At 71.4% G+C, this 21,737-nt stretch carries 22 protein-coding genes; 17 read left to right on the top strand and 5 right to left on the bottom strand.

Annotated features, from left to right (window positions below; genetic code table 11):
- Positions 1 to 5: 5 nt before the first annotated feature.
- Both O3X23_RS04220 and O3X23_RS04215 read right to left on the bottom strand, forming a co-directional pair.
- A complete protein-coding gene (locus O3X23_RS04220) occupies positions 6 to 1,028 on the bottom strand; it encodes a hypothetical protein (protein WP_269269727.1) in 1,023 nt (340 codons plus the stop codon).
- Positions 1,016 to 1,666, bottom strand: coding sequence for a hypothetical protein (locus O3X23_RS04215; protein ID WP_269269726.1), 651 nt, complete (start codon positions 1,664 to 1,666; stop codon positions 1,016 to 1,018). The genes O3X23_RS04220 and O3X23_RS04215 overlap by 13 nt, the downstream gene beginning before the upstream one ends.
- A gap of 386 nt (positions 1,667 to 2,052) precedes the next feature.
- Between O3X23_RS04215 and O3X23_RS04210 the strand changes: the two genes are divergently transcribed.
- From O3X23_RS04210 to O3X23_RS04140, 15 genes are all read left to right on the top strand, one after another.
- Positions 2,053 to 2,742 (top strand): hypothetical protein, encoded by a 690-nt coding sequence (locus O3X23_RS04210; protein WP_269269725.1) that lies wholly within the window; start codon positions 2,053 to 2,055, stop codon positions 2,740 to 2,742.
- Between the two features lie 8 nt (positions 2,743 to 2,750).
- On the top strand, positions 2,751 to 3,551 hold the full coding sequence (locus O3X23_RS04205; protein WP_269269724.1) for a hypothetical protein: 801 nt from the start codon (positions 2,751 to 2,753) through the stop codon (positions 3,549 to 3,551).
- Positions 3,548 to 4,855 carry a CpaF family protein gene (locus O3X23_RS04200; protein WP_269269723.1) on the top strand — a complete coding sequence of 436 codons (1,308 nt, stop codon included), beginning with the start codon at positions 3,548 to 3,550 and terminating at the stop codon, positions 4,853 to 4,855. The genes O3X23_RS04205 and O3X23_RS04200 overlap by 4 nt, the downstream gene beginning before the upstream one ends.
- A 2-nt stretch (positions 4,856 to 4,857) precedes the next feature.
- Complete coding sequence (locus tag O3X23_RS04195) at positions 4,858 to 5,745, top strand: type II secretion system F family protein (protein ID WP_269269867.1); 888 nt, start codon at positions 4,858 to 4,860, stop codon at positions 5,743 to 5,745.
- Positions 5,742 to 6,647, top strand: a complete 906-nt coding sequence (locus O3X23_RS04190) for a type II secretion system F family protein (protein WP_269269722.1) — start codon at positions 5,742 to 5,744, stop codon at positions 6,645 to 6,647. The genes O3X23_RS04195 and O3X23_RS04190 overlap by 4 nt, the downstream gene beginning before the upstream one ends.
- A 75-nt stretch (positions 6,648 to 6,722) precedes the next feature.
- A complete protein-coding gene (locus O3X23_RS04185; RefSeq protein ID WP_269269721.1) occupies positions 6,723 to 6,968 on the top strand; it encodes a hypothetical protein in 246 nt (81 codons plus the stop codon).
- 44 nt (positions 6,969 to 7,012) lie between these two features.
- A complete protein-coding gene (locus O3X23_RS04180; RefSeq protein ID WP_269269720.1) occupies positions 7,013 to 7,486 on the top strand; it encodes a TadE family protein in 474 nt (157 codons plus the stop codon).
- Positions 7,487 to 7,493: 7 nt separating this feature from the next.
- The gene (locus tag O3X23_RS04175; protein ID WP_269269719.1) at positions 7,494 to 7,961 is read left to right on the top strand and encodes a TadE/TadG family type IV pilus assembly protein; all 468 of its coding nucleotides are present in this window, start codon (positions 7,494 to 7,496) and stop codon (positions 7,959 to 7,961) included.
- Between the two features lie 35 nt (positions 7,962 to 7,996).
- Positions 7,997 to 8,452, top strand: a complete 456-nt coding sequence (locus tag O3X23_RS04170) for a pilus assembly protein TadG-related protein (protein ID WP_269269866.1) — start codon at positions 7,997 to 7,999, stop codon at positions 8,450 to 8,452.
- A 78-nt stretch (positions 8,453 to 8,530) separates the two neighbouring features.
- The gene (locus O3X23_RS04165; protein ID WP_269269718.1) at positions 8,531 to 11,506 is read left to right on the top strand and encodes a LysM peptidoglycan-binding domain-containing protein; all 2,976 of its coding nucleotides are present in this window, start codon (positions 8,531 to 8,533) and stop codon (positions 11,504 to 11,506) included.
- 164 nt (positions 11,507 to 11,670) lie between these two features.
- Positions 11,671 to 11,970, top strand: a complete 300-nt coding sequence (locus tag O3X23_RS04160) for a hypothetical protein (protein WP_269269717.1) — start codon at positions 11,671 to 11,673, stop codon at positions 11,968 to 11,970.
- 108 nt (positions 11,971 to 12,078) lie between these two features.
- Positions 12,079 to 13,317, top strand: coding sequence for a hypothetical protein (locus O3X23_RS04155; protein WP_269269716.1), 1,239 nt, complete (start codon positions 12,079 to 12,081; stop codon positions 13,315 to 13,317).
- Positions 13,318 to 13,385: 68 nt separating this feature from the next.
- Positions 13,386 to 13,865: a hypothetical protein gene (locus tag O3X23_RS04150; protein ID WP_269269715.1), complete on the top strand. Its 480-nt coding sequence runs from the start codon at positions 13,386 to 13,388 to the stop codon at positions 13,863 to 13,865.
- Positions 13,855 to 14,514, top strand: a complete 660-nt coding sequence (locus O3X23_RS04145) for a hypothetical protein (protein ID WP_269269714.1) — start codon at positions 13,855 to 13,857, stop codon at positions 14,512 to 14,514. The genes O3X23_RS04150 and O3X23_RS04145 overlap by 11 nt, the downstream gene beginning before the upstream one ends.
- Positions 14,511 to 15,128, top strand: coding sequence for a hypothetical protein (locus O3X23_RS04140; RefSeq protein WP_269269713.1), 618 nt, complete (start codon positions 14,511 to 14,513; stop codon positions 15,126 to 15,128). Before O3X23_RS04145 ends, O3X23_RS04140 begins: the two co-directional genes overlap by 4 nt.
- Before the next feature lie 20 nt (positions 15,129 to 15,148).
- Here the strand turns inward: O3X23_RS04140 and O3X23_RS04135 are convergent, their stop codons facing one another.
- The 3 genes from O3X23_RS04135 to O3X23_RS04125 all read right to left on the bottom strand — a co-directional run bounded on the left by O3X23_RS04135 (position 15,149) and on the right by O3X23_RS04125 (position 18,301).
- Positions 15,149 to 16,756: a transporter gene (locus O3X23_RS04135; protein ID WP_269269712.1), complete on the bottom strand. Its 1,608-nt coding sequence runs from the start codon at positions 16,754 to 16,756 to the stop codon at positions 15,149 to 15,151.
- A complete protein-coding gene (locus O3X23_RS04130; protein WP_443047740.1) occupies positions 16,753 to 17,568 on the bottom strand; it encodes an ABC transporter ATP-binding protein in 816 nt (271 codons plus the stop codon). The genes O3X23_RS04135 and O3X23_RS04130 overlap by 4 nt, the downstream gene beginning before the upstream one ends.
- Positions 17,569 to 17,644: 76 nt before the next feature.
- Entirely contained in the window at positions 17,645 to 18,301 is a 657-nt protein-coding gene (locus O3X23_RS04125) for a bifunctional DNA primase/polymerase (RefSeq protein WP_269269711.1), read from the bottom strand.
- Positions 18,302 to 18,584: 283 nt separating this feature from the next.
- Between O3X23_RS04125 and O3X23_RS04120 the strand changes: the two genes are divergently transcribed.
- Together O3X23_RS04120 and O3X23_RS04115 are read left to right on the top strand one after the other, a co-directional pair.
- The gene (locus O3X23_RS04120) at positions 18,585 to 19,967 is read left to right on the top strand and encodes a transcriptional regulator (RefSeq protein WP_269269710.1); all 1,383 of its coding nucleotides are present in this window, start codon (positions 18,585 to 18,587) and stop codon (positions 19,965 to 19,967) included.
- A gap of 290 nt (positions 19,968 to 20,257) precedes the next feature.
- Complete coding sequence (locus tag O3X23_RS04115) at positions 20,258 to 21,694, top strand: hypothetical protein (protein ID WP_269269709.1); 1,437 nt, start codon at positions 20,258 to 20,260, stop codon at positions 21,692 to 21,694.
- Positions 21,695 to 21,737: the final 43 nt, after the last annotated feature.

Below are 21,737 nucleotides of genomic sequence, written 5' to 3'. Positions count from 1 at the left end.
GCGGTTCAGCGGACGATGGTCTGGATCTCCTGGACCGTCACATCGGTGGTGCGGCCGAACGTGCCGTCAGAAAGTCGCGTCGGCTGCGGGTGCCCGGTGCCTACCCACTCGATCTGCCAGGTGATGGTGGCCCTGAGCGGGAAGGTTCCACCGGTGGAGGCACGGCGGTAGTTGAGGCCGCACGGAGGATTGTCCTGCCGACCCTTCGAGTACGGGGTACCGACGCTGCCGTCCTTGTTGATCAGGCAGTCACCCGAAGCCGGATACAAGTCCGCGTCCTTCGTGCCGGGATCGATGTGCAGGCTCACGGGCGTGGCGGTCGTCGTGGCGGAGATGCCGAGGACGTCTGCGGTCGCCGTGACCGAGACCGGCTTGAAGACGGCCTTGTCGAGCCAGGCCCAGGTGGCGAGATTGACCGTCTGCTTGGTCTCCGGGCTGAGGCTGATGTCCGTGTCGGGAACACGGATCCTCGCGTAGGCGAGTTCCGCCAGGATCTCGGTCGTGATGGCGTTCTTGATCGTCGGCGGCGGAGTGTCGCCCTGGTCGACCCAGAAGTAGGGCTCGTTGCAGTCGAGTGCGCCAGGGACGCCCGCGCCTCCTTGCGGGACGTACGACGTCCACCAGGCGCCCTTGCCGGTCTTGTCCAGGTTGAAGTTCGTGTACGGGTTGCCCTTCTCATAGCGGTCCCGTTGCGTGGCGTCCCATTCGGGGCCGGTCGACCCGGCATTCCAGATGGCTTCCACGTATGTCTTGAACTGCGCGGGTGTCCATCTCGGCGAGTACCAGCAGGGAGGCGGATTCCACGCGGCGGTTGGAGTGACGGCTCCGACCGTGTTGCCGCTGCCGTTTTTCGACTCGTCGTAGGAGACCCCGCCGGCGTGGGCCCACAGGTCCTGGCCGTTGCTGCCGCCCTCCGGAGGGGGCGGGTCGCCGCGGTCGGCGTGCGCGGTACCCGGCAGCAGGACCGTGACGAGGGCCAGTGCGGCGACTGTGCCGAGCCTGAGGACTCGGCTTCCTATGGCTGGCACTGAGCCGCTCCCCTCTGGGAAATGACCTTGATGGTCTGCCAGACGCCCTGCTTGTTCTTCTCCAGACGGCTGTTGTAGACGGTGTACGAGTTCTTGGTGACCGGAGTGACGGCGATCTTCCCGGTCGTTCGGCTCTTGTTGAAGGCCTTGCTCTCGTCCGCGCAGTAGATCAGCGTCGCGCTGCCGGCGCCCTTCAGCGTCACATCCCGCTTGTAGTAGCGGACGGTGCCGGTCGTGGTGTTCTTGTGCGCGAGGAAGGACTGGACCCATTCGGCCATCGTGACGGCGCCTTCGCCCTCGTAGTAGAAGCGGACATCGGGTGTGGTGGCCTTGCCCGCAACGATCGCCGCGTCAACAGCCTTGATGCCCTCGGCGTTGTCGAGCAGAACGGCGTCCTTCACGGGGTCGCCGGTCTGTCCGCCTTCGAAGACGTCCTTCACATCGCTCGGAAGGGTGATTGTCGGGCGCTGCGCTGAAGCCGTCGGCGCGGCGGTCGTGGTGGTCGCGGTTGGGGTTGGGGGGGTGGTTTGGGCGCCTGGGATGGTTTTGGAGGAGTTGTCGTCGCCGCCGCAGGCGGTCAGGGCCAGGGCCGTGGCCATGACGAGGGCGGCGGCGATGGGCGGCGTGCTGCGGGTCACGATGGGGTCCCCCGTGTGATGCGCGGACAGAGCGTTGAGGTTCGACGCTACCTGTGATGGCTGAGCGGTTATAGGGACCCTGCCCGTTCTGTGACCGGGTCCGCACGCCGGTGTCACATTATTGAGCGGGAGGCGTCGTTCATTGAATGATCACGGACAGTCCTGTTGCGGATTCGTGAGTCTCCTGTCACACGACGCGCCTTGAGGGTGTTTATGCGGCGCTGATAGCGTGCGGTGACTTGACACCGGCCTGCGGGCTGTCGCCATCCGGAGCGCGACGACCTCTCCCCATGCTGCCGGGAGTCCAAGCACGCCAGCTCGACGGGGGCATCGACGTGAAGATCAGGGAACGTTCCGCTGCAGGTGGCAGCGGTGGTAGGCCGTCTGTGCCCGGGCCGATGATGGGCGGGCCGACGGGTGAGCGGCTGCCGGTCGCGCCGCGGGAGCGGAAGCCGGCGCTGGCCGCGCTGGCGGTTCTGCTCATCCTCGTCGGGGCGCTGGGTGCGACCCTGCTGGTCATGCGCGCCGGAGACCGTATTTCGGCGATCGAGATCACGGCGCCCGTGGCCGCGGGAGAGGTAATCAAGGATTCCGCGATCCGCGAAGTCGAGGTCGCCGATGGTTCAAGTATTGACTACGTCCCCTGGAGCGAGAAGCACCTGCTGGGCAAGTACCGGGCCGTCACCGACATCGTCAAAGGCAGCGTTCTCGTCGGGGCGATGCTCACCGAGGGCGACAATCAGCTCAAGCCGGGCAAAGCGATCATCGGGCTCTCCCTCAAGGGCGGGCAGTTCCCTGAGGGATTGAAGGTCGGCGACACGGTCGCGGCCTACCGCGTGGGCAACGACGCCGCGAAGCCCGCCGCGGGCAACTCCGGCAATTCCGGCGGCGGTGCGAACACGCTGCTCGCCGACAACGCCAGGATCAAGACCTTGCCCAGCGGCGATGGCGACTCGCTCGGCAGCAGCGGCAACTCGTACTCGATCATCGTCGACCAGAGTGACGCCGGCCCGCTGACGCTGGCGGCGTCCGCCGGCGAGGTCTCGCTCGTGCTCGTACCCGCCAGCAAGGGCTGAGGCCCGCCATGGCACTTATCGCGATCGCCGCGGACAAGGGATCGCCCGGCGTGACGACGACGGCCGTCGCCCTGGCCGCGGTCTGGCCGCGCCGCGCGCTGCTCGTCGAGGCGGACCCGTCCGGCGGGGACCTCGTCTACCGCAGCCAGGCCGCGCACGGCGGCGTGCTGGACCCGAACACCGGCATGCTGTCGCTGGCCGCGACAGCCCGCCGCGGGCTCGCCGCGGAACAGCTCTGGGACCACGCGCAGCCGCTGGCCGGCGGCCTGGACGTCGTCGTCGGGCTCGGCGGGTCCGAGCAGGCGGCCGGCCTGGTCGGCCTGTGGCCGACGCTGGGCCGGGCGTTCTCGACGCTCGCCGAGTCGCCGAACGGCGCGGCCGACGTGCTCGCCGACTGCGGCCGGATCGGGGCCGACTCGCCCTCGCTGGAACTGTTCTCGCACGCCGCGCTCGTCCTGCTGGTGTCCCGGACCGAGCCCGAGCAGCTCGCCAGGGTGCGGGACCGGGCCGCGGCGCTCTCCGCCAAACTGCACGGTTCGCAGCGCGGCGGGGCCGCGCTCGGATTCCCGCCGATCGGCGTGCTGCTGGTCGCGGAACCGGGACAGAGCGCCCGTATCGTCAGCCAGGTCAACGACATGCTCGTCGCGTCGCAGATCGCCGCCCGCGTCGTCGGCACGCTCGCGCACGACCCCGCGGGTGCCGAGCAGCTGGCCGGCCGCCGCCGCGGACGTCTCGACAAGTCGCTCCTGATCCGGTCGGCCCGGCAGATCACCGCCGACGTGCCGCACCGGTACGGGGTCCTTCGATGAGCGCGATGGACCACCAGCTCGTCAAGCGGTTCCGGCAGGACGCGGGCGACCGCATATCCGAGCAGCGCCGCCTCGACCAGGTGTCGAGCGTGCCCGCGATGTCCCCCGAGGACGAGCGGCAGTTCGCCCGCGCCGTCATCGCGCAGATCCTGGAGGACTACGCGCGCGCCGAGATCAACCTCGGCCGCACACCGCCCAACGCGGAGGCGGAGGAGGCGTACGCGGCGGCCGTGCACGCCGCGCTGTTCGGCGTCGGACGGCTGCAGCCGCTGCTCGACGACCCCGAGGTCGAGAACATCGACATCAACGGCTGCGACCAGGTGTTCGTCGGGTACGCGGACGGCCGCGAACTGCGCGCCGACCCCGTGGCCGAGTCCGACGAGGAGCTCGTCGAGCTCATCCAGGTGCTCGGCGCGTACTCGGGCCTGTCGTCGCGCCCCTTCGACTCGGCCAACCCGCAGCTCGACCTGCGGCTGCCGGACGGCTCACGTCTGTCCGCCGTCATGGACGTCACGCGCCGCCCCGCGCTCTCCATCCGCCGGGCCCGGCTCGGCAAGGTGTTCCTCTCGGACCTGGTCGGCAACAACACCCTCACTCCGGAGCTGCACTCGTTCCTCAGCGCCGCCGTGCTCGCCCGCAAGAACATCATGATCGCGGGCGCCACCAACGCCGGGAAGACGACGCTGCTGCGCGCGCTCGCCAACGTCATCGGCCCGACCGAGCGCCTGATCACCGTCGAACGGGCGCTGGAACTCGGGCTCGACCAGTTCCCCGAACTCCACCCGAACGTCGTGGCGTTCGAGGAGCGGCTGCCCAACTCCGAGGGCCAGGGCACGATCTCGATGGCCGAACTGGTCCGGCGGTCGCTGCGTATGAACCCCTCCCGCGTCATCGTCGGTGAGGTGCTCGGCGACGAGATCGTCACCATGCTCAACGCGATGTCGCAGGGCAACGACGGCTCGCTCTCCACGATCCACGCCAACAGCTCCGCCGAGGTCTTCAACCGCATCTCGACGTACGCCCTCCAGGCGAAGGAGCGGCTGCCCGTCGAGGCGTCGCAGATGCTCGTCGCGGGCGCCATCGACTTCGTCGTCTTCGTGCAGCGGCGCAACGACTTCGAACGCGGCGGCACCCTGCGCCGTGTCGTCACGTCCATCCGGGAGGTCAACGGCATCGACGGCCGCGTCCTGTCCAGCGAGGTCTTCGCGGAGGGCCAGGACGGGCGGGCCTACCCGCACGCGCCCCTGTCCTGCCTGGACGAACTCCTCGCCAACGGCTACCAGCCCTCGGGGGTGTGGCGATGATGATGACCGGTGTGTTCTCCCTGCCCGTGCTGTACGGACTGCTGGCCGGCACGGCCGTCGGCGGCGGTATCGCGCTGTTCTTCGTCGCGCTGCGCGGCTGGGCGCCCAAGCCGGGCGGCAAGGACAACGGCAAGCGCGCCGCCGAGGTGGCCCGCTTCCTGTCCACGCGCGGCTCGCTGGCCATCGGCGGCGGACTCGTCGTCCTGGCGCTGACCCGGTGGATGGTGATGGGCGCCGCCACCGGCATCCTCGTCTTCACCTGGGACCGCCTCTTCGGCGGCGCCGCGGAGGAGCGCGCCGCCATGAAGCGCGTCGAGGCGCTCGCCGCCTGGACCGAGTCGCTGCGTGACACCATCGCCGGCGCCGTCGGCCTGGAGCAGGCCATCCCCGCCTCGGCACGGGCCGCGGCCCCCGCGCTGCGCGCCCACCTGGAGGCGCTCGTCGACCGGCTGCGGTCGCGTACGCCCCTGCCGGAGGCGCTGCAACACCTCGCCGACGAGATCAACGACGCCTCCGCCGACATCATCATCGCGGCCCTCATCCTCAACTCCCGCCTCCGCGGCCCCGGTCTGCGCGAGGTCCTCGGCGCCCTCGCCAAATCCGCCCGCGAGGAGGTCGACATGCGGCAGCGCGTCATGGCGCAGCGCGCGAGCACCCGGCGCAGCGTGCAGATCGTCATCGTCGTGTCGGTGACCTTCGTCCTGGGGCTGGCGATCTTCAACCGGAGCTTCGTCGAGCCGTACGGGACGGCCGTCGGCCAGCTGGTGCTGGGCGTCGTGTGCGCGCTGTTCGCCGCCGGGTTCTGGTGGCTGCGCAACCTCTCGAAGATCGAGACCCCGGAGCGGTTCCTGACGAACGCACCCGAGCGACAGGAGATGGGAGCCCGATGAACAGCATCTTCCTGACCGTGACCGTCGGCGCCATCGCCGGTCTGGGGATCTTCGCCCTCGTCCGGGCACTGATCCCGAACCGCCGTGGCGCCGTCGCGACCGTCGCGCAGATCGACGCGCTGCGCGCGGCGGGGCCGTCGAGCGGTCCCGCGCCCCGCGCCACCGACGTCAAGGGGCGCATCGGCCAGCGCGTCTCCGCCTTCTACCTGCAGCAGGGCTGGGAACAGCGCTCGCTGCGGGCGGACCTCGCCGTGCTCGACCGCAGCTGGGACAACTTCCTCGCCACGAAGGTGATGCTGTCCGCGGTCGGCGTGTTCTTCGGCCCCTTCCTCTTCGCGATCGCCTGGCAGCTCGGTGTCGGCAGCAACCCGGTCATCCCGCTCTGGATGGCGCTGCTCTTCGGCGGCCTCTTCTTCTTCCTGCCGGACCTGGAAGTACGGCGCGACGCCGTCGACAAGCGCCGCGACCTGCGGCGCGTCATCGGTGCGTACCTCGACCTGGTCTCCATGAACCTCGCCGGCGGCCGCGGCCTGCCGGAGGCGCTCATGGCCGCCGCCGAGATCGGCGACGGCTGGGCGCTGCTGCGCATACGCAACGCCCTCGCGGACGCGCGGATCACCGGTACGAGTCAATGGGTCGCCCTGGGGCGGCTCGGCGACGAGCTGGGGGTCGAGGAACTGAAGGACCTGTCGGTGACACTGGGGCTGGTCGCCGACGACGGTGCGAAGGTGCGCGAATCGCTCGCCTCGCGCGCGGAGACCATGCGGCACCGGGAGCTTGCCGAGATCGAGGGCGGGGCAGGCGAGAAGTCGCAGTCCATGCTCGTGGCCCAGTTGTTGCTCTGTGCGGGCTTCCTGGTGTTCCTGATCTTCCCGGCCGCGATGCGCGTCTTCAAAGTCTGATGGCGCCTGAACATCCGAATCATCTGCTGTACAGAGTCTGATCCACGTAGTCACCGAGTCGAGAGGACTTGAACCATGAACCGTTTGCCCATCAGTCACCCCGCGATCGATTTCCTCGTCACGTTCATCCAGGGGCGCGTGCAGCGTGCCCGTGCGGAGGAGACCTCCCGCGGCGCCTCGGCCGTCGAGTGGGTCATCATCTCGGCGGTGGTGGTGACCATCGTCGGCGTGGTCGCCGCACTGATCAACAACGCGCTCAAGGGCAAGGCCACCGACGTCGGCAACTGCATCAAGGGAACGACCGACAGCAAGACCTGCTAGCAGGCCCGACCGCGAACAGCGACACGACAACGGGGAACAGGTCGATGAGCACCCGATCAGGGTCTTTCGTACGCCGCAGGCTGGACGCCGCCCGCGGCGACAGCGGTGTCGGCAGCAATGCCGCCGGTGACAGCGGCATGACCGCGATCGAGTTCGTCTTCCTGACCCCCGTGCTCTTCTTCATGATCTTCGCGACCGTGCAGTTCGGGCTCTTCTACTTCGCCGACCACGTCGCGCAGGCCGCCGCCCAGGCGGGTGCCCGCAAGGCGCGGTCCGAGGCGGACGCCAACCCCGGCGGCTGGGAGGCGAAGGCCAGATCGACGGCGTTGAGCTACATCGCGCAGCTCGGGCCGAATCTGCTGGAAGGGCCGACGGTGACGTCGTCCGGACCGGCCAACAACACCGTGGGGGTCCGGGTGACCGCGACCGTGCCGACGGTCTTCCCGGGGATGACGTTCACGGTGAACGAGCAGTCGCAGGGTCCGATCGAACGCTTCGTACCGGACATCGGGGGCTGAGGCCGGCATGCGCAGTTGGCTGCGGAACAGGCTGGACGGGCTGGACGGGCGGGATGCGGCCCTTAGGGCGGCCGGCCGCTCCGGCGATGAGGGGATCTCCACCATCGAGGTGGTGATCCTCGCGCCGGTCATGATCCTCTTCATCCTCGTCCTGGTCGCCTTCGGGCAACTGGTCGACGGCCGGGGCGCGGTGGACGGTGCCGCGCGCGACGCGGCTCGCGCCGGCTCGCTGCAGCGCGACGGCGGGACGGCGATGAGCCAGGCCCGGGCCGCCGCCGAGGCGGACCTCGCGGGCACCTGCATCGGTCACCCCACGGTCACGAAGACCAGCAGGGGCTTCGCGGCCGGTACCCCCTTCGCCGTCGAGGTGAGCTGCAAGATCCGCGGATTCGGGATCCTGGGGCTCGACATCACCAACACGATCACCTCCACGAGCGCCTCGCCGCTCGACCCGTACCGGAGGGCGGCACCGTGACGTGGCTGAAGGCGCGATGGAGCGCGGCGACGACCATGGTGACGACCAGGGCGACGACCGCGGCGCGCGACGACCGCGGCTCCGGGACCGCGGCGGTGCTCATGTTCGCCCTGGTGTTCATGACGCTCGCCGCCTTCGTCGTGGACGGCGGCCTGTCGATCCACAAGCGCGAGCGGGCCGCGGACATCGCCGAGCAGGCGGCCCGTTACGCGGCCCAGGACATCGACGTGGAGGCGCTGCGGAACGCGCCCGCCGGGACCGCGCCGCGCATCAACACCGCGAACTGCGACGGCCGGGTCAGGGATTTCGCGCGGCAGTCCGGGCTCAGCATCCAGGACACCGCCGCCTCCGGCTGTGACATGGCGAAGACCACCGACCAACATGTAGAGGTGAGGATCCAGCTCACCTACAGTCCCACCCTGACCGGTTTCTTCTACAGCAAGGACCTCACGGTGCGCGGCACGGCGGCGGCCGAGATCGCCACCGGCTGACGCGTCCGCACGAGTCCCCCCAACACCGGTCTCCCCGTCCACCGCACCACCGAAGGCAGAAGGCAGAGGAACCAGCCCATGGCACGCACGACCGCCAGCCGGCGACCGGCGCAACCGGCGCAACCGGGCCGGCCGCAGCCGCCCCGGCGCCGCCGTACGTTCGGGGACGTGGTCCGGGCGCTCACCGCGTTCCTCGCGCTCGCCGTCCTGGTGGTGGGGGTGCCGCTCGCGCTGCTGCGCCTCGTCGGCTCGCCGTTCCCGGACGACTTCTCGATGGACGTGCTGCGGGAGCCGATCACGACGAAGACGTTCGTCAACGTGCTGGCGGTCGTGGTGTGGCTGGCGTGGGCGCAGTTCGCGGCGTGCGTGATCGTGGAGACGAAGGCCGCGATCTCCGGGATCGGCATGCCGTCGCGGGTGCCCGCGTCCGGGCCGAGCCAGTTGCTGGCGCGCCAGCTGATCGCGGCGCTGCTGCTGATCGGCGCGGGCGCCGCCAGCCTCACCCCGGGGCTCGCGCAGCTCGGCAACCTGAACGACCAGCCGCACCGCGGCGGTCCGGCCGTGACCGCCCAGCAGACGCCGGGGCAGGTGCAGCAGCACCAGCAGAGCGCGGCCGCCGCCCAGCAGCAGGCGGGCGGGCCCGCCTCCACGACGGTGACGCCGGATTCGGCCGCCGCCGCGAAGGCCGCCGAGGCGGCGACGAAGTTCTACCGGATCCAGCCGCCCGAGGGCCGCCACCACGACTCGCTGTGGGAGATAGCGGAACGCCACCTCGGCGACGGCCGCCGCTACAACGAGATCTACCAGCTCAACAAGGACCGGGAGCAACCCGACGGCTCGAAGCTCTCCAAGGCGAGCCTGATCCGGCCCGGCTGGATCATGGAGATGCCCGCCGACGCGCGCGGCGGCGACCTCGTGGAGATGCCCGTCGCGGCGCCGAAGCCCGCTCCCGACGTGCAGCACTACGCGGAGCGCGGCGGGGCCAAGGACACCACGGCCGAGGGCGCGCACGCGGCGCACGCCGCACCCGCTCCCGCTCAGACTCCGGCCCGGGCCCCGGCCCAGGCACCCACGCAGACCCCGGCCGAGGCCCCGGCCCAGACGCCCGCCCACGCCGAGCAGGCGCCGGTGGGACCGGCCGTGGCCGCGCCGTCCGAATCCCATGGTTTCGGGCATGGCTTCGGCCTGCCCGAGGCGCTCATCGGAGCCCCGCTGCTGGCGGCGGGCCTGCTCGCCGCGCTGGGCAGGCGCCGCCGTACCGCGCTGTGGCAGTCGGTCACCGCGGGCAGGGTGCGCACCCCCCGCACCCCCAACGGGCCCGAGGCGGATGCCGCCGACGCGCTGCGGATCGGCGCGGACGCCGACACCGTCGCGTTCCTCGACCGCGCGCTGCGCGCCCTGTCCGCGCGGCTCGCCTCGGACGGCGGCAAGCTGCCGACGGTCTACGCGGCGTGGCTCACCTACGAGGCGCTGCACCTCCAGCTGGCCTGGCCCGAGGGCCAGCCGCCCGCCCCCTGGCAGCTCGGCCAGGACCAGACGTTCTGGCGGCTGGACCGGGCGGACCTGGCGGCCGACGCGGACGTCTCCGCCAGCGCCCCGTACCCGGGCCTGGCCGCCCTCGGCACCCTCGACGGCGCCCGGCTGATGCTCAACCTCGAAGCGGTGCCCGGCATCGTGTCGCTGACCGGCGCCCGCGCCGACCGCGAGGCGGTCCTCGCCTCCGTCGCCGCCGAACTCGCCACCAACGGCTGGTCGGACCGCATGACGGTGACGCTCGTGGGCTTCGCCGAGGACCTCACCGCCCTCGCGCCGGCCAGGATCCGGCACCTCGCGGACGTCCCGGAGGTCATCGAGACGATGGCCGCCGAGACCGCGCAGCGCTCCGGCGCCCTGCGCACCGCGGGCCAGGACAACGTCCTGACCGGCCGGACCGGCAGCGCCCAGCACACCCAGCGCTCCCCGCACCTGGTCCTGATCGCCACCGAGCCCACCGAGGAGGAGGCCGACCGGCTCGCCGAACTCGCCGCCGACTCCGGCCGGCTGGGCATCGGCTACCTCGTCGCGTCGGAACGTGACGACCTGCCGGGCGCCGCCTGGGCGCTCGAGGTCACCTCCGCGGGCCGGCTGCTCGCCCCGCTCCTGGGCCTGGACCTGGAGGCACAGCTGCTCCCGGCCGCGCAGTACGAGGCGATCCTCGGGCTGTTCGCGGCGGCCGACCCGGACGGCGAACCGTCGGCCTCCGTACCGCCGTTCATGGTCGACCTCACCGACCAAGGCCGGCCCGGGGTGTACGCCCGCCTCCTCGGCCCGTTCGAACTCATCGGCCTCGAAACCCCCGAGGCCGGGCGCAGCCTGCTTCTGCACGAGGCGCTGGCGCTCCTGCTGCTGCACCGCGAGGGCGTCCACCCGCGGGTCCTGGCGTCCGCGCTCTGGCCGCGCGGCGTCACCGACGACGTGCGCGACGCGCTCATCGACCGGCTGCGCGACTGGCTCGGCACCGACGCCGACGGCTCGTCGCGGATGTCGTTCGACGCCACCGGCCGCCTGGTGCTGTCCAGCACGGTCGTCTCCGACTGGGACGTCCTGCAGACCCTCCACCACGCGGCCTCCGAGGGCCCTGGCGCCGACGACCCGCAGACCCGTCGCCGCCTGCTGGCCGACGCGCTCGCCCTGGCCCGCGGCTCCCTCCTGGAGGACCGCACCCCCGGCCGCTACGGCTGGCTCGCCCACGAGATCGTCGACGCCCAGCACCCGGTCCTCGTCGCCGAGGTCGCCCTGGCCCTGGCGGGCCTGCACCTCGACGCGAACAAGCCGAAGGCGGCCGTCGCCGCCGTACAGACCGCCCTGGCGGTCACCGGCTCCGACGAGCGCCTCTGGATCGCCCTCCTGAACGCCACCCACGCCACCGGCGACCCCGCCCGCCTCGAAGCCGCCGCCGAATCCCTCCTGGCCCGCAACCACTCCCTGAACGGCGCCGCCCGCGGCCTACCGCCCCGCGTCGAAGCCCTCCTCGACGAACTCCTCCCCACCTGGCGGGGCAGCATCGCCAACTGACGTCCCGGGGGCGGGCCGTAGCGGGACTCCGAAGGGTGAATCCCGGGGCAGAAATGGCCGGAAGCCGTCGGCCGTTTCGCGAGATACCCCAGGGTGGGAAGAGCACAGAGCGACCCATGGGGTCGTTCGCTCACGAACGCCTATCGCCCTAGGAGCGACTGTTCATGCCCACCCCGGACCTGACGGTAAAGGATGACCTCCTCGCGGAGACCGAGGGGCGACTCGACCGACTGCGAAGAGAATTCGACGAAGGCAACATCAGCGGTCGGCGTGACGATCTGCGTCACATCTGGGGTTCCGGCGCTGTTGCCGATGCGATGGGTGACTTCGTCAACAACTGGGACCACTACCGGAAGAAGCTCAATTCCGGAATCCAGTCGGTGGGTGAAATGGTGTCCAGCACCCGCGAGACCTTCAAGGCGACGGACGAGAACCTGCAGAAGAGCATGGCGGGGAAGGGCTGACAGGGAATGTCGACCAGGAGCAAGCGACGCCCGGGCGACTGGCACCCGCTGGCGGAGGCCGACCCGGTCCCCGGTGATCCGGAGGACATCCGGGACGAGGTCTCCCATATGAAGCAGACCGCCAGAATGCTTCGCGATCAGGCGAAGGATCTCAAGGTCATCGCCGGTGACACCGAACTGCGGGGCAGGTACGCGGACAAACTGCGGGACGCGTCGCGCGACCTGGAGGTGCACCTCCGCGAGACGGCCGGCCGGTACGAGCGGGTGCAGGGTCATCTGACCGGCTGGGCGGGTGAGCTGGAGGACCTCCAGACCGAGGCGGACACCCTCCTGAAGACGGCCCAGGCGGATACGGCGGCCGCGAAGGCACCCCAGGAGAGCTCCGGCAGCAGCGCCGGAGATACCACCACCGGCCAGGAGGACGATCCGGCCGTCAAGCACCGGGTCTCCCTGGAGAAGATCGTCGCTCGGCGGGACGACAGAGCAGGCCATTTCGCGGGAAAGATCCGCCATGAGTTGAACGACAAGATCAAGGACAGCAGGTGGGAGAACTTCAAGGACACGGTCAGCGAGAACGCCGGCTGGATCAAGGTGGCCATTGACGTTCTCAGCTATGCCGCGACGATTGTCGCCATCGTGGCGCTGTTCTGCACGCCGGTCGGTTGGGTGGCCATGGCAGCCATCGCGGCCACCGCGCTGGTCCTCGTGGGACACACGGTGCTCGCCCTGGCCGGTGAAGGCTCATGGATGGACGTGGGAATGGACGTCTTCGCCCTGGCCACATTCGGCACGGGAAAGATTGCCCTGAAGGGTCTGAAGGGCATTCAGAGTGCGATGCGCGGCGTGTCGACGAAGGCGGCCGGCAAGGCCGCCGAGAAGACCGCTCACGCGGCGAACCGCGCCAGCCGCGCTGCGAAGGCGAGCCAGACGGAGTCACGTACCACCAGCGCTGCTCAGAGACGTGGCGCGGAGAAGGCACGGGATCAGCTGAGGGTGCAGGAACGCAAGGCCGCCAAGCGGGCTAGGCGTGCGGAACGAGACCAGGAGATGCCCGAGGCCACCTCGCGAGATGCGCTCTCCTCGGGTGGGGACCGGGAGGCGGTGGGCTACTACAAGGACATTCAGCGCATGCGGCAGCAGTACCCGGACAACGCTGCCCTGCACGAAGCCAGCGCTGGAGCCGAGCGGTACAACGCGATCTACAAGAGGGCGTGGGGGGCGGGGACCGCCGCGGACAGCGTGGACAAGGCCGCCGGCAGCAGCGACCTCATTCCCGACAAGTTCAGTGTCCCGGCGTATTCGGATTTCAAGGATCAGTTCACCCACGAGGTGGGTTCAAAGTGGTGAGGCCGGAGAGGGCTGCCCGGGCAGGATTGTCGACACACTCCAAAGCTGAGAAGAAGGAGGCGGTGCGCATGGCGCGGGTGAATGCCGCGTTGGAGGATACGCGGCGCGAGGAGTCGGAGCGGCGACGCCGGACCGGTCTCAACCTGGCCCGCGTCGGTGCCGTGGGCCCGTTTGGGAGCGTGTGCTTGACCATCATCCTGACCGCCGCTGTCTCGGTGAATTGGGATCTCACGCGCTCGGCCCGGAAGGACATCCTGATCTGGCTGGTGGGGTCGGTCATCGTGATCGGTACCGTTGCGACCTGCTATGCGATCTTCAAGTGGCGTGCGCCGCAGGACCGTGACAGCGATTTCGGATTCACGGTCTACTTCGGCGCGGTGTTCGCCGCGGGTTCCGGGTTCATGACGGGCAACCCAGCCATCATGGCTCTCCCGCTGCTTCCGCCCCTGGCGCTCTGGTTCACGACGATGCGTGAACGCCGGACAGCCGCAGCCGCAGCCGCAGCCGCGGCCGCCGTCCCGGGAACGGGGGCGTCCGATGAGTCCTGACCTCGCGTTCCACGGTGCCGTCGAGGCTGCGGGCACCGACCTGCCCAACGGCTACTCCCTGGTGCTCCCGCCCGCATGGGTCAGGATCCCGCTGCGGCGCGGCACCGAGCAGGCTGTTCTGGAGCTGGCAGATCGTGCCTGCAAGCAACTGCCCGGCGATTTTCCGCGAGACAAGGTGACGCCCTACCGGATGGAGCTGCTCCGGCGGCTGCGAAAGGGAGCGAAAGAGGCACAGTCGGGCTCGGGCCTGGATCTATACCTGCCCGGGGCGGGCTCCGGCGCGTCCATCGTGGCGGCCTCGTTCATCGTGGCGGAGATGCGGATGAACGGCGGCGGGGAGGTCGACCCCGTCGAGGTTCTTGCCCGTTTGGTCGGGGAGGGCGACAGAACCGGGCCGTTCGAGGTGGCGGTGGTGGACGGCAGCGTCGGCGTCCGGCGGGAAGCCATCGCTGGAGGGGGTGCCGCGGTGGAAGCGGAGTTGCCGTCGCGGCGGGTGGATTACATCGTCCCCGTTCCGGAGGATCCCGACCGTTGGCTCGCCGTCTCCTTCTCGACGCTCGGTGGTGGTGATCCGTCGGACGAGTTGGCTGATGTGCTCGTCGAGCTCTTCGACGCCGTAGTGACCACCTTCCGCTGGAGCAGGACATGAGCTGGCTGGACACCCCCTACGACTACAACACCTGGTTGGAGGCCTCCGATCGGTGGCCGGTGGGGAAGTGGGCCGGTGCGGAGGAGTGGGCGGCCGACATGGCCGAGGCGTGGTGGGGCGATTTCCCCGCGGACCCCGGTGAGACGGGAGTGGAGCTGCTCACCAGGACGCTGGTCGCCTGTGCCAGGGACTTCCCGAAGGCGCATCCCGGGTGCCGCGTTCTGTTGCATCTGCCCGATCCGCGCGAGATGCCGTTGCCCGTGTACGTGACGGACCGGAGGGCGCAGGGCGAGAGTTCCGCCGCGCTCCGCGCCTTCGTGCTCGCCGATGACCCGGAGGCCGTGGAGCCGCCCATCGTCGAGGACTTCGCGGTGCCCGCGGGTGTGGGCGGGCTGCGTTCGCTGCGGTACGCGACGGTGCCGGGGAGCGCGGACTTGATGGTCGGTCTGCGCTACGCGTGGCGGAGCGTCGAGCACGGGCGGGACGTGGTCGTGCTCACCGCTTCCCCGGCGCCCGGTCGGGTACTCGCCGCGTTGGAAGACATCGACGAACTCGTCCGCGGGTTCCGGGTGCGCCATGACGACGACGATCCGGAGATCGAGGACGACGACTGAGCCGTCGGCCGGGCGGCCCGTCAGCCCTTTGCCACTGCTGCCAGGATTTCTGGGAGGCGGTTGAGGAGGCGGGGGGCTGTGAGGCGGAGGGAGGCGGTGGCGATGGTGAGGGCGTAGAGGGCGCCGGTCGGGAGGAGGGTCCAGAGGTAGGCGTGGTGGTCGGCGACGTGGAGGTAGATCGTCAGGCCGACCAGGGGGAGGCAGCAGGCGGCGCCGGTGAGGCCGCCGCCGAAGAGGCTGATGGCGGCGAGGCCGCCCTGGCCGGGGGCTGAGCTGCCGAACGGGTTGTCCTGCGGGAGGGCGTAGGGGAAGCGGACGCTGGCGAAGGCGCCGGCGGCGATGAGGGCGCCCAGGAGGGCGAAGGAGAGGCCCAGGGTCTCGGGGACCGCGTCCGGGCGGCCGAGGAGCAGGGCCGCGCCGATGGTGACGATCGTGACGTAGGGGACGGCGACGGTCGCCAGGGCCAGTGCGCGGGCGCGCAGTTCGGTGTGGGCGTCGGCGCGGGTGGAGATGGTGGAGGCGACGGTCCAGAAGGCGGAGCCGTCGACGCCGAACTGGTTGTACATCTGCATGCCGAGGAGCCCGGCGGCCCAGCACGCCGAGTAGACGCTGCCGTGCTGGACGGCGGCCACGATCGGCAGCAGCAGGCCGACGGCCAGCGCCGTCGCCCAGGCCGCCTTGGAGCGCGGGTCGCGCCAGGCGTAGCGGAACTGGCGTTCCATGACGGTGCCGGTGCGGCCGCCGGGCAGCAGCGCGGTCAGCCGGCCGCCGCCGGTGCCGGCCTCCTTCTCGGCGGCCTGGAGGGTGGAGGCGTCGGGGGAGACCATCAGCCGGTACAGGCTGTGGTGCCACCAGCGGATCACCAGGGCCAGCACGGCCGCGACGTAGAGGAGTTCGACGGCGGCGAGCCCGTAGGAGCCCTCGTCCGCCGCGCGGACCGCGTCGATCGCGGGGGCGGGCGGCAGCCAGCGGAGGACGGAGGCGAGGGACTTGACGCGCTCCAGGCCGTCGGACGAGGCCAGCGAGCTGGCGCCGAGGTTGACGAGCTGCGCGCCGACCGCCACGAACAGGCCGCTGAGCAGCGCGAGGTCGCGGCCCTTGCGGCTGGTCAGGAGGCGGGTGTTGGCGGCGGCGACGGCGCGCGACAGTGCCACGCACAGCAGGAGCACGAGGGCGACGGCGACGACCGCGACGGCGATGGAGGCCGCGTTGCCCGCCAGCGCGGACACCGCGCCCGCCGTCACGACGACGGTGAAGACGGGTCCCACGCCCAGCAGCGACGAGATCAGCAGGGCGGTGATCAGTGGCCGCGGGAGCAGCGGCAGCATGGCGAGGCGGGTGGGGTCGAGGGTGTCGTCGCCGCCGAAGAGGAACAGCGGCATGACGGCCCAGCCGATGATGAGGACGACGGCCAGCCCGACAGCGGCCGCCGGCCCGTACTCGCTGTCGCGCAGCGCGATCATCCCGGCGCACATCGCCAGCGCGTACAGCACCGCGAAGACGACGCCGACGATCCAGCCGATGGTGCGGCCCGTGGATTGTCGCAGCCCGTTACGGATGATGGCGAGCTTGAGGCGGATGAATACCGGAGTGATGGACGGGGCCGGCCCGGCGAGGGGCGCGTTCATCGTGCGCCGCCCAGCCAGTCGAGGTCCTGGCCGTCGCGTTCGGTGGCGCCGACGAGCGAGAGGAACGCGTCCTGGAGGGAGGCCGCCTCGCCCCGTACGTCGTCGAGCGGGCCCTGGGCGACGATCCGGCCCGCGGCCATCACCGCGACCCAGTCGCAGAGACTCTCCACGAGTTCCATGACGTGCGAGGAGAAGACCACGGTGGCGCCCGAGCGGGTGTAGCGCTCCAGAACACCGCGGATGACCTGCGCGGACACCGGGTCGACGCCCTCGAAGGGCTCGTCGAGGAAGAGCACTTCGGGGTTGTGGAGGAGGGCGGCGGCCAGTCCGATCTTCTTGCGCATGCCGGTCGAGTAGTCGACGACCAGTTTGTTCTGCGCGGCGGAGAGGTCGAGGACGTCGAGCAGCTGCGCGGCGCGCTTGTCCACCTCGGCGCCGGGCAGGCCGCGCAACCGGCCGGTGTAGGCGAGGAGTTCACGGCCCGACAGGCGTTCGAAGAGCCGCAAGCCCTCGGGGAGCACGCCGATCCGGGACTTCACGGCGACGGGGTCGGCCCAGACGTCATGGCCGTTGATCAGGACGGTGCCGTCGTCGGGGCGGAGCAGGCCGGTGACCATGGACAGCGTGGTGGTCTTGCCGGCCCCGTTCGGGCCGACCAGGCCGATGAACCGCCCGGCCGGGAGTTCGAGGTCGATGCCGGCCACGGCCACCTGCTCGCCGAAACTCTTCCACAGGCTGTGGACGCTGACGGCGTAGCCCTGGGCGGGAGCGCCCGATGCGTCCGATGCCCCCGGCTCGAATGTCTTCGGCACGTTGCGCCGTCCTTCCCCGTGGAGACCGTGGAGACCGCTGATCCACGGGGAAGCCTAGAGGAGGCCGTGACAGCTCTCAGCGGGCCCGGCTCGCCGCGGCTTCGCGGCCGCACGCGTACGCCAGCGGGCTCAGCAGTTCCTCGACGTCCGGGAGCCAGCGGTTGCGGGCGGTGGGGTGGCGCGCCCACTGCACGGAGCCGCCGGTGCCGGTGCGGGTGGGCGGGAGGGCGATGAAGTCGCCCTCGCCGCGGACCAGGAGGTCCAGGGAGGCGGGCAGCCAGCCCAGCTTGCGCAGCAGGTCGGGGACCTTGACCGACGCGCCGGGCAGCACCAGGAAGACCAGCCGCCGGTTGGGGGTGCAGAGCACCGGGCCCAGCGGCAGCTCCATGCGCTCCATGCGGGCGAGGGCGAGGCAGCCGGCCCCCTCGGGGACGTCGATCGCGTCGAAGGTGCGTCCGGTGGGCAGCAGGATCGACGCACGCGGCTGCTGGGACCACATCCGGCGCACCGCGACGGCGCTCCCGCTGGCCTGCGTCGGCCAGTCGGGGCGGGTCGGGTGCGCGCCGGGTGCCGGGCAGGCGGGGGAGTCGCACGAGCAGCGTGTCCCGCCGCCGTCGTCCTCGAGCCAGGAGCCGGGCAGCACCTCCCAGTGCCGCTCCTCCGCGTATCGGACCGCTGTGTCGAGCAGTTGGTCGGTGAGCTGCTGCGGGGGGGCTCCGATGGTGTCTTCCACGCGCTGCACAACTACGCCGGTCACCAAGGGTTACGGGGTGGGGGCGCGGCTCATCGCGGGCGCACGGGTGTATGGCGGGGGGCGCGTGCGAGAGAGGGGGCACGGATGCGGGTAGCCCCCGGTGGGCGCGGTGACGAACACCCAGGAATAAATGCTGTCAAAACGGCGAATCCACGTCACGTGCTCTGGGCATTGATCTCCTATCGAAGATCACCGGAGCCACCAAGGGGGGCGGAGCACCGGGCGCACGCCCGTGGGTTCCGCGATGAAGGAGGGGCACGACATGGCCGCACGACCACTGGTGGCGCGGCAGCCGAACGAACGGCTGCAGGCGCTCATCCAGGAAGCCGGCTGCTCCAACGCCGGCTTGGCCCGCCGGGTCAACCTGTGCGGGGCCGAGCACGGTCTCGACCTGCGGTACGACAAGACGTCCGTCGCCCGCTGGCTGCGAGGTCAGCAGCCGCGCGGCCGGGCACCGGCCATCATCTCCGAGGCGCTGGGCCGCAAGCTGGGCCGCGCCGTCTCCATCGACGAGATCGGCATGGCCAACGGCAAGAACCTCGCCACCGGAATCGGGCTGCACTTCGCGCCCACCGTCGTCGGAGCGATCGAGCAGGTCTGCGAGCTGTGGCGCAGCGACGTCGGCCGCCGGGACTTCCTCACCGGGTCGACGGTGGCCGCCTCGGCCCTCGTCGAGCCCAGCCGCGACTGGTTGATCACCCGCCCCGACGCCGCCGTCGCCCGCGCGGGCGGCTCACGGGTCGGCAAGGCGGACGTGGAAGCGGTGCGGGCCATGACGAAGGCGCTGGTCGACCTGGACCACCGCTTCGGCAGCGGCCACGTACGACCGGTCGTCGTGCACTACCTCAACAGCGTCGTCTCGGGCCTGCTGGCCGGCTCGTACCGGGAGGCGACCGGGCGTCAGCTCTTCGCCGTCGTCGCGCGGTTGACCGAGCTCGCCGGGTACATGGCGGTCGACACCGGGCAGCCGGGGCTCGCGCAGCGCTACTACATCCAGGCGCTGCGGCTCGCGCAGGCCGCGGGCGACCGTGCCTACGGCGGCTACGTGCTGGCCGCCGGGATGAGCCACCTCGCCGAGGCGCTCGGCAACCCGCGGGAGATCGCCCAACTCGCCCGGGCCGCGCAGGAGGGCGCGCGTGGGCAGGTCACCCCCACCGCACAGGCGATGTTCTTCGCCGCGGAGGCCCGCGGGCACGCGCTGCTCGGCGACGCCCGGACGTTCGCCTCCGTGGCCGGCCAGGCCGTCGACGCGCTGGAGCACTCCAACGCGGACGACGACCCCGAGTGGATCGCCCACTTCGACCAGGCCTACCTGGCGGACGAGTTGGCGCACGGACACCGCGATCTCGGCCAGCCGGTCCCGGCCGCCCGGCGCGCCGAGGAGTCCCTCGCGGGCCACCCGGTGACACGGGTGCGCCGCCGCGCGATCGGTCTGCTCCTCCTCGCGGAGGCCCAGGTGCAGCAGCGCGAGATCGAACAGGCCTGTCACACGGGCACCGAGGCGGTCGCCCTGCTGTCCGGGCTGCGCTCCCATCGCGGTGCCGAGTACCTGGACGACTTCCGCCGCCGCCTCGAACCGTACGGAGCGGAGCCGTCGGTACGGGAGTTCGGCAGCCGCCTGCAGGAGCAGGAGGCCGCCGCGTAGGCGGGGCGGCCTGGATGGTCGCCCCGAAGGCGGGCCGGCCGGGCTGCCCGGGCGTTCGCGAGGCCGGCGGACGCCACCGTCCGCCGGAATCGTTACCGGAACGACATCGCCGTGCACAACGGCCCAAGAGACGGCCGAAACCTCGCCATTCGGCCCTTCCCCGTCGTCAACCCGGTCCTGTCCGGCCCTCACCCGATCGGGTACGTGGTGGGTTCTCAGGCTGACCCGGTAGCGTGAGCCGTCGAGTCCGATGACGGGTCCGACGAGGGGTAGAGGCGGGAGTGCCGGCGATGCACAGCGGACACGGCGACGAGACGCCGGACGATCAGTACCGGCAGAACCCGGGAACGCCCGAGCCCCACAGGGGTGTGGTGCTGCCGCCCGAGCAGCCGCCGCAGCACTACGACGACCACGTGCGGCCCGCCGGCGGTCAGCCGTGGAACCAGGCGCCGGGCGCCGCGCAGCCGCTGCCGCCCGAGGCCGGTGCCGGGGCGGACGCGACGATGATGTTCCCGCCGTATCCGCAGGCCACCCCGCCGGCGCCCGCGATGCCCCCGACGCCACCGGTGCGCCAGGCGCCTCCCGCCGCACCCGTGCCGGAGGCGGACGCCACCCAGTTCCTGCCCCCGTACCCGGGCTCGACGCCGCCCCCGGAGCCGTTCACCCCTGACCCGTTCAGGCCGGAGCCGTTCCCGCCCGAGCCGTACGCGCCGGAGGCCCACACGCCGGGGTCCTACCCGCCCGCGCAGTTCCCGCCCGAGCAGTTCGGGGCCGGGACCGGGCCGGGCGGGTACCCCGCCGAGAGCGAGGCGGAGGCCACCCGCCACCTGTCGCTGTCGATCTTCGACGAGCCGTCCTACGACCAGCCGCAGGGAGCGCCCTCGTACGACCAGTCGTACGACGAGCCCCAGTCCGCCCCGTCGGCCGACTACGACCACCTGTACCGGCAGGACGGCCCCCGGCAGCAGCCGCGGCCCGAGCCGGCCCGTCAGCCGCAGTACCGGGTCCAGTCCGCGCCCCCGGCCCCGGCGCCCGCCCCCGGCTACGCCGACCCCTACGACGGCGGCAGCGGCGGGAACGGATCGCGTCGCCGGCTCTCGCGGGCCGCGGTGATCGGCATCGTCGTCGGCGGCTGCGCCCTGGCCGGGCTGGCCGCGGGTGCCGCGCTCAGCATGGGCGGCGGCGACGACGGCAAGGACTCGGCCGCGACGACCAAGCCGCCGGCGTCGACCGGCGCGTCCGCGCAGCCGGGGACCGGCGCGGACGACGCGGTGACGAAGCAGGCGAAGGCCCTGGACGCGCTGCTCAAGGACAGCGGCAGCAGCCGCTCCTCGGTGGTCAGCGCGGTGGAGTCGATCAAGTCCTGCAAGAACCTGCCCCAGGCGGCGAACGACCTGCGCGCGGCCGCCGGCCAGCGCGGCTCGCTCGTCACCCGCCTCGCGGCCCTCCAGGTGGACAGCCTGCCGCAGCACGGGGACCTGACCGAGGCGCTGAACAAGGCGTGGGCGGCGTCGGCCGCCGCCGACAACGCGTACGCGTCCTGGGCGGACCAGGCGGCGAGCGACGGCAAGACCTGCAAGAGCGGCAAGGCGAAGGGCACCCCGCAGAAGTCCGTGGGCGACCGTGAGAGCGGCAGCGCGACGACGCAGAAGAAGCGCGCCGTGCGCCTCTGGAACGCGATCGCGAAGCAGCACGGCCTGACCGAGCGCGAGTACTCCCAGCTCTGACCCGGGCTCCGGCCCGGGAACGGGCGCCCGGTGTCAGGACGGA

The organism is Streptomyces sp. H39-S7 (assembly GCF_027158205.1).
Lineage (GTDB): Bacteria > Actinomycetota > Actinomycetes > Streptomycetales > Streptomycetaceae > Actinacidiphila.
This window is presented reverse-complemented; position numbering and strand designations above follow the sequence as displayed.